10 protein-coding genes and 3 pseudogenes are annotated in these 12993 nt (G+C 41.0%); 3 read left to right on the top strand and 10 right to left on the bottom strand.

All coding sequences use genetic code 11. The features are described 5' to 3' along the window. Nucleotides 1-25: 25 nt before the first annotated feature. Both CDO33_RS21235 and CDO33_RS06370 read right to left on the bottom strand, forming a co-directional pair. Nucleotides 26-1759 (bottom strand): phosphotransferase family protein, encoded by a 1734-nt coding sequence (locus tag CDO33_RS21235; protein WP_103083053.1) that lies wholly within the window; start codon nt 1757-1759, stop codon nt 26-28. Nucleotides 1760-1854: 95 nt separating this feature from the next. Further along, nucleotides 1855-2793 (bottom strand): class I SAM-dependent methyltransferase, encoded by a 939-nt coding sequence (locus CDO33_RS06370; protein WP_103083052.1) that lies wholly within the window; start codon nt 2791-2793, stop codon nt 1855-1857. Between the two features lie 571 nt (nt 2794-3364). Here CDO33_RS06370 and CDO33_RS06365 point away from each other — a divergent pair. The 3 genes and pseudogenes from CDO33_RS06365 to istB form a co-directional block, all read left to right on the top strand. Beyond that, a pseudogene (locus tag CDO33_RS06365) lies at nt 3365-3550 on the top strand (helix-turn-helix domain-containing protein); the annotation flags it as partial. A 250-nt stretch (nt 3551-3800) separates the two neighbouring features. Then, nucleotides 3801-5169, top strand: a pseudogene (locus CDO33_RS06360) (IS21/IS408/IS1162 family transposase). After that, nucleotides 5169-5927 carry an IS21-like element ISCth9 family helper ATPase IstB gene (istB, locus tag CDO33_RS06355; RefSeq protein WP_103083050.1) on the top strand — a complete coding sequence of 253 codons (759 nt, stop codon included), beginning with the start codon at nt 5169-5171 and terminating at the stop codon, nt 5925-5927. The pseudogene CDO33_RS06360 and the gene istB overlap by 1 nt, the downstream one beginning before the upstream one ends. Before the next feature lie 943 nt (nt 5928-6870). On the opposite strand, the gene CDO33_RS06350 is transcribed toward istB, so the two are convergent. From CDO33_RS06350 to CDO33_RS06320, 8 genes and pseudogenes are all read right to left on the bottom strand, one after another. After that, nucleotides 6871-7053 (bottom strand): hypothetical protein, encoded by a 183-nt coding sequence (locus CDO33_RS06350; RefSeq protein WP_103083049.1) that lies wholly within the window; start codon nt 7051-7053, stop codon nt 6871-6873. A gap of 392 nt (nt 7054-7445) precedes the next feature. Beyond that, entirely contained in the window at nt 7446-7613 is a 168-nt protein-coding gene (locus tag CDO33_RS20775; protein ID WP_153051220.1) for a group II intron maturase-specific domain-containing protein, read from the bottom strand. Then, nucleotides 7610-7894 (bottom strand): reverse transcriptase domain-containing protein, encoded by a 285-nt coding sequence (locus CDO33_RS21230; RefSeq protein ID WP_242974006.1) that lies wholly within the window; start codon nt 7892-7894, stop codon nt 7610-7612. Before CDO33_RS21230 ends, CDO33_RS20775 begins: the two co-directional genes overlap by 4 nt. Then, complete coding sequence (locus tag CDO33_RS21225) at nt 7894-8049, bottom strand: hypothetical protein (protein ID WP_242974847.1); 156 nt, start codon at nt 8047-8049, stop codon at nt 7894-7896. The genes CDO33_RS21230 and CDO33_RS21225 overlap by 1 nt, the downstream gene beginning before the upstream one ends. Before the next feature lie 266 nt (nt 8050-8315). Continuing rightward, nucleotides 8316-9182, bottom strand: a pseudogene (locus CDO33_RS06335) (IS3 family transposase); the annotation flags it as partial. 80 nt (nt 9183-9262) lie between these two features. After that, a complete protein-coding gene (ltrA, locus tag CDO33_RS06330; RefSeq protein WP_103083307.1) occupies nt 9263-10585 on the bottom strand; it encodes a group II intron reverse transcriptase/maturase in 1323 nt (440 codons plus the stop codon). A gap of 189 nt (nt 10586-10774) precedes the next feature. Then, nucleotides 10775-12043 (bottom strand): group II intron reverse transcriptase/maturase, encoded by a 1269-nt coding sequence (ltrA, locus tag CDO33_RS06325; protein WP_103083197.1) that lies wholly within the window; start codon nt 12041-12043, stop codon nt 10775-10777. A 195-nt stretch (nt 12044-12238) separates the two neighbouring features. Continuing rightward, nucleotides 12239-12682: a hypothetical protein gene (locus CDO33_RS06320; protein WP_103083196.1), complete on the bottom strand. Its 444-nt coding sequence runs from the start codon at nt 12680-12682 to the stop codon at nt 12239-12241. Nucleotides 12683-12993: the final 311 nt, after the last annotated feature.

The following is a 12993-nucleotide window of genomic DNA, read 5'->3' as shown; positions in this document are numbered from 1 at the left end:
GCCAGGGTGGATAACAGGACTTGTTTTAACCTCTATATAATGATAGTTGCTTCCTCGCTTCGTTCCATTCTTCAATAAATTGGCGTATGGATTGCTGCCGCTGGCTACGCTCACTGCTGACAGCTTTTAATGCCACCTTGTATAACTCTTTACTTAGCTGCCACTTTTCAGGTGTTCTGTCAAAGCCAGCAAACAATGCAAAGGCTGTAGCTCCCATGAGATACACATTAGTTATCTCATCAATCGTGGCACCAAGCTCAAACTCCTCCGGTGACATGAACCGGGAGCTACCCCACATTCTGCCCATGTTGTTGCTGTAAGGGGCTTTCGAATAAAAATCAATATCGCATATAAAGGTTTTCTTTGCAGAAAAGTCATACATAATGCTGCCATCATAAAAGTCAATTGCTACGTAGCTTTTGTCGATAACATGGGTATGAAAAGACAATATAGCATCAAATACATCGAGTTTTGTGCTGTTTGGCATTTGCAGGAACTTCTGCCTTGAGAGAGGGTATTGCCTACCCATGCATTCACCGTCTGCCCATTCAAATATTGCCGCAAAACCACCACCAACTTCTTCAGCTTTTATTAATTTTACCAGATTGGGATGAGCCAAATCCTGATATACCGGCACAGTGGCTTTCAGACGTGTTATGGCATCTTCAGGCATCCCCTTATACCGTACTGTAGGTGCACCTGCAAATTTGATGAAATATCGATTAACGCCATTTTGTACTCCAAAGCAAATATTACCGGAGTCCTGATCATCGTAAACCTTGAATACTTTACCGTACTTCCGGATAAAGGACATATCAAAAGGCGCTTTCAACATATAGGGAATATCGTCTATATACTGAACATAAAAGTCTTTCAAATACCAGGTAGGCACAGGATTGCTCATGTTGTCAAACCAGGAGAGCACATTCTGTGCCTGATTTATCATAGTAGCGATTTCTTCTTCCCCAAAAGGTACGGCCCAAAAAATTGACGAAAGGGTGTTGCTGGAAACGTAAAGGGCCAGAAGCTTGAAGAATTCCATGGGAGGCTCACCACCAAAATAACCTCTGAGCTGTCCCGTGGCAAAATGCGGACTGGCCTTCGCACTCCACACAATCCGGTTGAATTCTTCCCAGGGGTCACCGAAATCCTGACGATTGAAATCAATGATTGAAAGCATGTTATCCGACGAGATAATCATATTGCCCACATGATAATCACCATGCTGATAGCACTGTGGTCTTCCGGAAAGCAAATGCCGGTTATTTTCAATATAGCCAATGATTTTATCATCGCCATAAAACTTTATTTTACAAGCCTTATATCTCTCAATAATACTATTTATTTTGCGGTTAAATCGAATACTCCATTCTTCCTGCTCTTTTGGGGCAGGGATAGAATGTATCAGCTTTAATATTTCACCGGATTTCATTCCAAGCACATACTGCCCGGTTTCAGTTAAACACGGCAAGGCTGTCTCAGCATCTTCGCCATCGCACCATGTGAAGATCGAGTAAACACTCTTTCCATTATCACAAATACCAAAATCCAAAGGCTGTGATATTGGGACACCCAAAGATGCAACCTGTTTCATCATTTCAAATTCGGCCTTTTTTCTTTCATATTCGGATATGTCTGCAACACGAAGGAGAAGTCTCCTACCATCCACAGTTTCGATATAGTACTTTTTATCCTTTGACCAGCCTTTATTTACAGGCTCAATTTTCTTGAAAGAATTATAGTCTTTTATGTTCTGCATATTATCACCGACTCTTTAAAGCTAATATGTTACGCTTTTCTTTAATAGTATCCTGTTTACTGATGCTGCAGCTTCCGTCTTTTGCAGCTAATATATTACGGTTTTTTGCCTGTCACTATGTAATGCACACTTGCTTCCCAATCCCAGTTCTCGATGTTATGGATATTGCTCAGCAAATGAGTTTGCTTTTTCCGATATAAATCAATCAATTCATCAAATTCGGCATTCGTAAAGCCATTTTCTGCATAAAGCGGATTTTTTCGTTGCTTTTCCAATATTTCTATTTCGCGACCTATACCCGATTTGATTTTATATACTTTAAAATCATCCGACCAGTAACTATCATTATATGAAAATCCTGAGGCATATGGATGGATTGTTATGTCCACCAAACCGCATTTTGCGAACATCTTTGGGTAACGCATGGCATTCCAATAGCTATCCTGCTTCAATACAGTAGTCGTTGTAATTTTACTGTATGCAGCTTCATACTTGGCAATCAACTCGTTCAATCTTGCATTTCCTTCAAAAGGGCAATCACCGTCCCAAACAATCCTAGGAAAGTTTCTTGCAGAAACAGAAGCAGAAACGAAGCCGCCCTTTTTACACACTCTGATTAACTCCTTAAGTCCGGCCATCGGATCGGATAACACCCCAAGATATGTATGGTTAACCGCTACATCAAAGGAGTTGTCGGCAAAGGATAATGCAAAACCGTCATTGAGTACAATCTTTGTTTTATTAGTTAACCCTTCCTCAGCAATTTTTTTGTTGCCGTATTCCACAAAGTTGGAACTAATATCAAATCCGGTAATTGTGCCAGTATCCAGGCCTTTCGCAATAAAGCGAGTCAGCACTCCGGTTGCACAGCCACCATCAAGCACATTGTCAGATGGCTTAATTCTAAACCACCGAAAGAATGTATCCCTCATATCTTCACGGAACAGCAAAGGCCTTGAAGTTTCCCAATCTTCATAATTATCAGCATTCTTCCATATTTCATTACTGCTTGTGTTGATCTTAGAATTTATCATATTATTATACCCCTTACTTATAATTGAAGTATTTTATCCTTCATGCTTCTTTCCTATGAAACAACTCCAATAATATCTCCTATGTCATACCGCTAGTATTGATAAAACAGAGAGTAGCGCAATAAGAGTTGCATTCCTATTTCTGCTCATTTTGGATGTTGTAAATTTACTGATACCAACTTCCATAACTTAACCGACCATTCTTGATTTCGCGATCAGTAATTATTTAATAATAAAGCTTGCTGAAGAAAACACTAGAGCGGATTTTATTATTCTTAATTCAATTACTATATCATGGATAATATTGGATTTATTATTATATCAAACAAAATTATAAGTTACAATATTTGGGGTCTCATAAATCATACAATTTATACCAAGTTTAATTGAAAAAGTAATTTCGACCCCAAATTCATAGACAGTGGAATTTAGTTTTGCAAATCACTAGAAATGAGAAAGGTGGAAGTTACTTTTGCAAAGATCACACTGTTTCATTTTCTTGTGAAAGCTGGAATATTGTCTCTCAAAAAGCTATGATATATATGGTGGTGCCTCTGAAGGGGGTACACATATGCATGGCTTCAAACATTTGACTCAGAAAGAAAGGAACATAATCGAGCAAAGGTTAATCAGCAGGAAATCATTCAAAAGCATAGCTCGCGAGCTTGGAAATGATCCAACTACGATATCCAAGGAAGTGAAGAATCATATCCAATTTAGGGAAACTGGCTGTTATGGAAGAGTGTTCAATAACTGCATGTTAATGTCAATCGACAGCTTTGCAAAGTTACAAAGACAAAATCAGCATATCCTCCGATGACGCCCTAATTAAGGACCTCTACCTGGCTGTACGAGAAATTACTAAAAATGGTCTGGCCGGATTCAAGGTTGGGGCACTGTTAATGCTACTCTAAAATTGTACCACATACCGGTAAAAAAATAGGCCACCTTAATCAAATTTTCCTGTATGATTATGTTGACATCATCATCGTACAGGAGGAAAGGATATGATTAAGATGGCACAATTAGAGGATATCAGAAAAATGTACTTTATGGAAGGCCTAAGTATTAGGGAAATTAACCGCAGGACTGGAATACACAGGGATACAATCTCAAAATATATCTCCCTGGAAGAACCAAAACCGCCTAAGTACAAGTTGACAAAAGAGAGAAAGCATCCGGTGCTGGGTCCGTACATACCAATGATCAAGCAGATAATAGAAGAGGATAGAACCAGACACCGTAAACAACGTCACACAGGAACAAAAATATTTGAGATACTTAAAGCAGAAGGTTTTACAGGCGGGTACAATACCGTTTCGGATTACCTAAGAAAAGAGTACAGAAAGCAAAGAGAAGCTTTTTTGCCATTGGAATTCGAACTGGGAACCTATGCAGAAGTAGACTGGACAGAAGCATATTTCTATCTTAAGGGCAAGGAAACCAAGGCACATGTATTTGTAATGAAATTGAGAGGCTCGGGCGGTTTCTACGAAGAAAATACTTGAAGGCAGCAACAGAGAAGAACAGGAGCAATTCATCGCCTTACGAACTCATTACCTTTATGAATCCACCTTTTGTCGGCCAGCAAAAGGGAGCGATAAAGGCGGTGTAGAAAATGCAGGTAAAGAGGCTGTCCGAAGGTTTTTTGTTCCCTACCCTGAGGTTGATTCCTTTGAGGAATTGAATGAATATCTGCATAAAGAATGTGTTAAGCTTCTGGAAAAGAATCCGAAATGGGAGGCTGAAAGAGCTGCATTAAGGCCATTGCCGGCGATAAGGTTTGATGGAGCAAGGTATAAGGAGGCAAAGGTAAATCGCTATTCGATGGTGCAGTTTGAGACTAACCGATACTCTGTTCCCACGATATATGTGGGAGAGAAAGTCACCGTTAAAGCTACTGCGGATGAAGTGAAGATACTATGCAAAGGAACAATAATAGCGAGCCACCCAAGAATATACGGACGATACCAGGAACAAATAAAGCTGGATCACTATCTGGAACTACTGCTGCAAAAATCCCGCGCATTAGGCAACACAAAAGTATATAAGCCCCAAACCCTGGCACCCATTTATGAACAGTATCGCCGAAGCTTAAATGCCAGAAGTCAGAAGGGCAACAGAGAGTTTGTAAAGATACTTATGCTGCACAGGGATTATCCTCCGGCACTAGTGACAGAAGCTGTTGAAATAGCTATAGTATACAACGTATACAGCTATGACGGTGTATTGAACATATTGGGGCAGCTACTGGTTTCAGGCAGCCCTAAGATGGCCCCAGTCAGCAAGGACAGGCTTCTGAGTATCCCCGAGGTTGTTGTAATGCCCCCTGATCTTAGTAAATATAGCGCGCTCATGTCAGGAGGTGGACAATAATGCCGGTCAATAAAATGCTGATCGAAGCTTACTTGAAAAAGCTGAAAATGCCCCAGGCTGCAAAAACCTATGAATCCCTGGCAAGAGAAGCCGCAGACAACAATCTGGATTATGAAGAATACCTACTGTGCGTACTTGAGCAGGAAGTACATCAGCGGGAAAACAATCGAATCCAGAGAGGAATCCGGCAAGCTGGCTTTCCAGTAATTAAAACGATTGAAAGCTTTGACTTTCTCGCTATACCATCTCTAAACAAGCCGCGAGTACTGAAACTTATGCAGGGGGAATATATACGAAGAAGAGAAAATGTCCTGTTGATAGGCAACTCCGGGGTTGGTAAAACCCATATTGCGACTGCACTCGGTTATGAGGCATGTCGGCAGGGCATGAGAGTTAAATTCTACACGGCAGCCGGTTTGATTAACGAATTGCTTGCAGCACAGCAGGAATATCGCCTCAACAAGCTTGAAAAACAATGGCTGGCCCCGCATTTAGTAATTCTTGATGAGTTAGGCTATGTGCCTTTCAGCAAAGTCGGGGCTGAATTACTCTTCCAGTTTTGCTCTTCCCGATATGAGAGAGGCAGCCTGATAATAACTACAAACTTAGAATTTCCAAAATGGACGGAGGTGTTAGGTGATGAACAAATGACAGCTGCCTTGCTTGACCGCCTGACCCATAATGCTCATATACTGAACATTAATGGGGAAAGCTACAGGTTTAAGCAGGCTCTTTCAAAGCAGACAGATGTAGGCTGATTTTTTATGAATTGGTGGCCTAATTTTACTCCGGTAACTGGCCTAAATTTTTATTGACATTTACAGGGCACTATTCTCGGACAGCTTGTGATTTATTTTGATGGACGGATATCAGAAAAAGACATATAAACTACGGACATTTATTCCACAATCCTCTTACAATGAGCCTCTGCTGGCATGTTAGTAGATACCTGCATGCACTACCCATTCCTGAACAAGGGAGTCCTCCTCTGCAGCATGGATGATGCCTGGCTGATAGCCTAACATACCGCTTTACTCATTATCAAGAGGCTTTGCAGCATAAACGCCTTTTCAGGATTCCGGAATTTAATCAGAATTCACAAATATGTATTGACTAAGATGCAAGCGAATGATAGAGTTAAAACAACAGGGATACCAAAAAATTAGGCATCCCAACATCAAAAAATATATTATCCTTGAGTTGACACAAAATTTAGGACACTACTTTCTAGGACAAAGAAGCTTTTTCAATTTTACAATTAGGATATTGCCAGAAAGCTTGATTTATGCTTGAAATCATAGTTTTCTGGTAATAATCTAATAAAATGCAGATACCCCTTGTTTTACAGGGTCTAGCCATCAGGCAATGAGAGCGCCCCCATTTGAGCATGAGCCTTAAAATACACTTGGACACTAACATTGAAAGAAAACCAGTTAAGTAAAATATACATACTGCCTACATTTTTTAATCATCAATCGGATCATATATCCATCTTGCAATTAATCGTCATCTGATCTTTGGCATTGCTCATAATAGCAATACCTTTCTCTAGCAATTTGATTTATCTCTTGCTAAGAAAAAGTTATTTCTTTACATTCATAGACAGTATCTTTTTTATAGAGATACTATAGCAATTGTACTCGTTATAATATTCTCACGATCTGTAAAACTTCAGCTAATACAACAAGTTGATTAAAATTTTTATTTACTGTCATAATCTGTTAGAAATAAACCGATCGCCGTAACAATAATACCTATGAATGGTGTTACTCTTTCCAGGACCAATAAGAAACCTGATTCTACATATTCAATAAACATTAGTTTTAAAGCAATCCCTAATAGAATAAGAGCAATCCCAAATAGCATAATTTTGAAATTTTTCATGTTATAACCTCCACTGATATAAATAGTTTTTATTTAAAAATTAATTATACTATAGCATACTTTCACCGTTGAGTTACAGAGCATGTTCTACAACATCGAGTAGGAGGTAGACGATTAATTCACCTACCGACCTCTCACACCACCTAGCCTACGGACCCGTACTAGACGGTTCCCAAGTTTACGCCGTTATAGTTTTGTAGTAATCCCAGAAAAATGTGTATCCTGCCTGTAATAAGCGGGCGTTGGTGATAGTGATAGTTAGAATTTGGTTATTGGTTATTAGCTATTCGCCAGTAGCCTTTTCTTGCACATGCAAACTCATAGGCCTCTTTGCAGTTTAGCCCAAGCTTTCTTAGCATTTTGTATCTGGTACGGATTTACTTCCATCTTTTCTAGATAAACATGCGCAGCCTTCTTCTAAGCCATTCATCGGTTGAACTTAGTAGTTTTCTCATATCTGCAAGTTTGAAATAGTTCACCCATCTGGTTATGAATTGTCTCAGTTTCGATTTGAGCAATTCATATGACCTTCCGTTGATTCTCGCTGTGATTTCCTTCATTTGGATTTCATCTTGCTGATACTTTTGGGGTGTGCTCTCAGTTTTATTCCATCTTTCGACGGATAAAACCCATATCCCAAAAACTTTACATTGCCGATGTATGCCACCACTGTTTTTTTCCTGTTCACCTTGAGATACAGTTTGTTCTCTATGAATGGGATAATATGCTTCTGTATCCTTTGCGCTGACCTTTTTGACTTTGCAAACAGTAACATGTCATCCGCATACCTCACAAATCTGATTCCTCTTCGTTCCAGTTCGTGATCTAGTTCATTCAGCATTATGTTGCTGCATAACGAGCTGATATTCCCGCCTTATGCCAGACCTTTCTCTTTTTCTTCAAACCTACCTCTTTCTCTGCCCCTGCCCTGAGGCATTTGTGTATGAGGGATATTACCCTGCTGTCCTTTATGCTCCTTAACAGTATCTCTATCATCTTTGACTGGTTTACTGTGTCAAAGGATTATAATGCCCCCCATTGTCAAGACAATTTTTTAGCTTTTCTAAGTTAGGTTCTCCTTTCTTTAATTTTGTATAATTTCTACATTTATGCACTCTATTGGAGGATGTCAAGGGCGAGCGTAAGCGAGTTCATCTTGACCCTTGACATCCAATGGACATACATCCTTTTGCTTTCCGGTCTGTTATGACAGACCGGCTGTCTTCCGGCGAGGACGGGGTTTGGGGCAGAGCCCCAAGGTTTTATACGACTGCCGGAAGCTGCTTACAACCCCCGAAGTAATACTCTGCCGGCGTTTTGTAATCCAGCGATTGATGAGGCCTTCGGTTGTTATAATACTCCACATATTCTCTTGTTATCTGCCGAAGCTGTTGTCCTGTTTCGCAATCTTCAAGATAAAGTTTTTCCCACTTGTAGGTACGGAAGAAACGCTCTATCCGTTGATTATCCAATGCTCTTCCTTTTCCATCCATAGATATTTTAATACCATTATCTTTCAATAGATTTATGTATTCATCACTTGTAAATTGTGAACCTTGATCACTGTTCATGATTTCAGGCTTACCGTACCGTTTTATTGCCTTTTGTATTGCTTCTACGACAAATACCTTATCTAAAGTGTTTGATAACTCGAATCCAACTACATAGCGGGAATACCAGTCTATTATGGCTACCATATACATGAAACCGTGTTTCATCCGGCAGTAAGTAATATCTATGGACCATACCTGATTTGGACGATCAATGTTCAAGCCTCTCAGCAGATACGGATATGAGTACTTGTCATGTAGACGTTTGCTAAGGTTAGGTCCAGGACATAAGCCATGTATACCCATTTCCCTCATGTAACGCCGGGTTCGCTTTCGATTTATATGAATCTTATAATCCCGGTTCAGGATATTCGTCATCCTACGATAGCCATATTCCGGATGAGCCGTATAAATCTCATCAATAATCCGCTTTATCAGGTATTCTTCATCATTTACCGGTGTCGGCTTGTAGTAAAGGCTTGTACGGTTAATTCCCAACAGTTCGGCCTGCTTTGTGATGCTTAATTTCTTTTCATCTTTGTCAATCATTTTCATGCGGTCTTCACGGGATTTAGAGGAGGGTCGAGTAGAAGCACGCTTCACAGCGTGCAACCCTCAAAGATCCGTACGTACCCAATTAAGGCATACGGCTCCTCATATCACTTAACACTACTTGCGCCTACATAGTGCATACTTGCATATATTCTGGGTTTCGGCAGGGGATTAATTTTCAGATACAAATTAAACTTATCAAGGCTAAAGCTTTTCCTTTGACTTCTTCTGTTAAGCCATTTGTACAGTAGCTTCTGTATGTTGTACAGAAATTTCGAGAGCATTCTCATGTTATCTGTAATTCCATAATACTGATAGTGGCCTATGAGCTTTGAAGAGGTAGCTCTGAATATTTCGCTTATTTTCAGATTTCTTGAAGCTTTTATCCACTGCTTAAACTCCTGAACTTTTGCTTTGAATTTCTTCTTACTCGTCTTCCTCATTAACCTGAACTTACCATTGACGCTCCTGCCACAATAGTGCGTGAATCCCAGGAAATCAAAAGTCTCCGGTTTATTTAATCCTGCAGCTTTACAGCGCTCTTCTGCATATTTCCCAAAGATTATTATCTTAGTCTTTTCTTCCGCCACCTTCAACTTGAATTTCTCAAGCCTCTGAATTAATTCTTTATAGAACCATTCTGCATCCTCTTTGTATTGAAAGCAGAACACACTATCATCTGCATACCTTACTATTTCAGCTTGACCTTTACACCTTTTCTTCACAACTTTTACAAACCACAAATCCAGAACATAATGCAAGTATATGTTTCCAAGGGTTGGTGAAACAATCGACCCCTGAGGTGTGCCTACGTCGGTTGGTATCAACTGGCCTTCTTCCATACATCCTGATTTCATGAACTTTGTAATAAGTCTATTGATGTTCGGGTCTGCTATCCTTAACTTCAGAAATTTAATCATCCACTCGTGGTCTACAGTATCAAAGAACTTCCGGATATCAGCATCGACAATGTAGTTTATTTTCCCGGTATGGATTATCCTATTAAGTTCTCTTAATGCATCGTGGCAGCTTCTGTTTGGTCTAAAGCCATATGAGAACTCCATAAATTCTGTTTCATATATGGCTTGCAGTATTTTGTTCAACCCCATTTGCACAATTTTATCTTCATACGAAGGTATGCCTAATGGGCGCACTTCCTTGCCGTTTCCTTTAGGTATGTAGGTTCTGCGAACTGGCTGAGGTTTATAGCTATGGTTCTTGAGCCTGTTTACCAAGTTGGCAATGTTGCCGGCTAAGTTTTGTTCGTATTCTTCTTTGGTAATATGATCGATACCCGCTGCTTTGTTGCCTTTCAGCTCCCTGTGGCACTGTGTCAATAAGTTTTCGTTTAACAAATGGTAGAGCGAAGTAAATACTTCTTTTGGCCTTTGTTTGGCGATTTGTGCTATTCTTGTCAGTTTTGTTTCCATTAATTCACCTATCCCTGAGTATAGTTAACGTTTCACTGCCAATGGTGGTGATATGTAGTTCCCTTCTCTCCTACCGCATTACCAGTATTCATCAGTGTAGAGTCGGAAGAGGTCGGCCTTGGCCTTCCTCCGTCCGCTCGACCAAACGGACCGTGCAGTTTTCCCGCAGTCCGCTTTCTCATAACAATGCTAATTAAGAACAGGTTTCTTCTCAAGTCCTGGTATTAGTTGTATAAGGTTAACTAGTGCGTATTCACCATAAAGCCTTTTTGCAGGATACTTTTTCCAGCCAGTATTTCTCCATCTTTTATACTGATGGTTCAAAAGCCGTCTGATTATCCATCTGTCCAATTTGTTGAACAGTTTTCGAACATGTGACTTACGGTAATAGTTTCCCCACCCGCGGATAACCGGATTAATAGTATTGATCAGTTCTTTAAGTGTTATGGGTATTTTTCTTTTAGTTCTCTGCCGGATTGTATCCATAAATCTTTTTATGGATTTGTCCGTTGGGAATGCATACAGATTAAGTGCGTTTGCCACCGCTTTGATTCTATCTTTCGGTAGCTTCAATCCCTTTCCCTGTTTGATTTTGTATCCTAAAAACTCAAATCCCCACTTGATGTTGGTTATTCGCGTTTTATCCGGATGGAGCATTAAACCGAGCTTTGCAAGTTCTTCTTTCGCCGTCCTTAACGCCTTTTCGGCTTCTGCTCTGTTTTTGCAGACTATCAGCCAATCATCGGCAAAACGGGTAAGTTTGAAACCTTTTCCTGTCATGGCATTATCGAATGGTGTCAGATATATATTGCTCAATAGGGGACTAATCACCGACCCCTGCGGTGTTCCGGCTTCGGTTTCATACCTATGGCCATTTTCTACATAACCAGTTTTGAGCATTTTCCTGATTAAGTCAAGGATTCTTCCATCGCTTATCTGCTCAGCCACCATATCAATTAACTTTCCATGATTGACCGTCCCAAAGTAGTCGCGGAGATCCCCGTCTACGATCCATTCGTTCCCCCGCTGTATTTCTCGCCATATCTTCCGCATAGCGTCATGAGGAGAACGTCCAGGTCTGTAACCAAAGCTGCAATCGTTGAATGTCTTTTCGAATATTGGTTCCATCCTGTTCTTTAATGCTTGTTGACATACTCGGTCTTTGATAGCCGGGATTCCTAACGGGCGCTTCTCCTGTGGTTTTCCTCTTTTGGGTATGTATACCCGCCTTACCGGTAGAGGTTCGTATGTCCCGTTCTTAAGGTGTTCATGGAGACTTTTAAGTTCCTCTGTTGCTGCCTTTTCGAACTCATCCATGTAAATCCCGTCTATTCCCCCGGCTCCTCCATTGGCCTTAACCTTCTTCCAGGCCATTTCCAAATTTGTCGGGTGGTACACCTTGTCAATTAATGAATGTGCCTTGAGTTTCTTTCCTGCACTTACTGTCTCCGTTATCATCAGTATCCTCTGCCACAAGTTCCGGGTCTTTCGCTTAGGGAACTTTCCTTTCCTTGCTTCATACTCGCTGATTCTCCTTCGATTTCAGTTTGTTATGTGAGCTGCCTTCCCCTGAACTCCACCTTTTGGGTTGAAGTTTAGCTGTTTTCAAGAAACAGTCCCGCCGTTTTTGTTGTTCGGCAGTTAAAGTACTATTCAGCTCTCCGACTCCTTGCATCGCGTCAGCAAACATTTCGGGGTTGCTTTATAGCTTGCTTTACTGTCCATGCAGACGATACAAGGTCTCCATGGGTCACGCAGCTTCCTTCCATACCATGCCGTCCGCAAACACCTTGGTGCGACGGGTGAATTGGAGCGCCTTCGCCTCCATAGTGCAGGCTCGACCTTGCCCCGTCTTTGGCCGACCGGTTCATCAGTGGAATCGCTTCCGTTGATTACGGCCTGGTACTTCTCCTCAAACCCTTCGGACTCCATTTCACAGTGGACACCCTGTCCTCTGGCTTCTGCCAGCCCCTGAGACATTACTCCCAAGTTTGGATATGAACTTCCCAATCCGAAGTCCAGCGGGACTTTAACCCGCCTGGCAGCTGCGCTGCCATGCACACACAATATGGAACTATCCGACTCCCTGTCTATCATTTGATATTCTTCCGTGCTATTGGTTGTTTATCATACTCCTTTCGGAGAATAGGCAGGGTCTCCTGAGTTAACGAAGTGTCATTGTATAACGTGCCTGGCTCTTCGACTGCGGTAATGCTTATGAATGCTCGCCGGTAACGCATTCACCAGTTTTGTCTTCCGAAATCTGGAATTCGTCGACCATTACAATCTTAAAAATTTCGCAGCTCAATCACTTTCAGGCCCATTACCTAACTGTCAACGCTTAATGTACCCTATTACTATGATACATCCATGACTTGCTACTGTCTGCCCAGCTCAGGCATTAAACA

This window comes from Clostridium thermosuccinogenes, from assembly GCF_002896855.1.
GTDB classification, from domain to species: Bacteria; Bacillota; Clostridia; order Acetivibrionales; family DSM-5807; genus Pseudoclostridium; species Pseudoclostridium thermosuccinogenes.
Note: the sequence above shows the minus strand (reverse complement) of the source record. Positions and strands in the feature narration are given on the sequence as shown.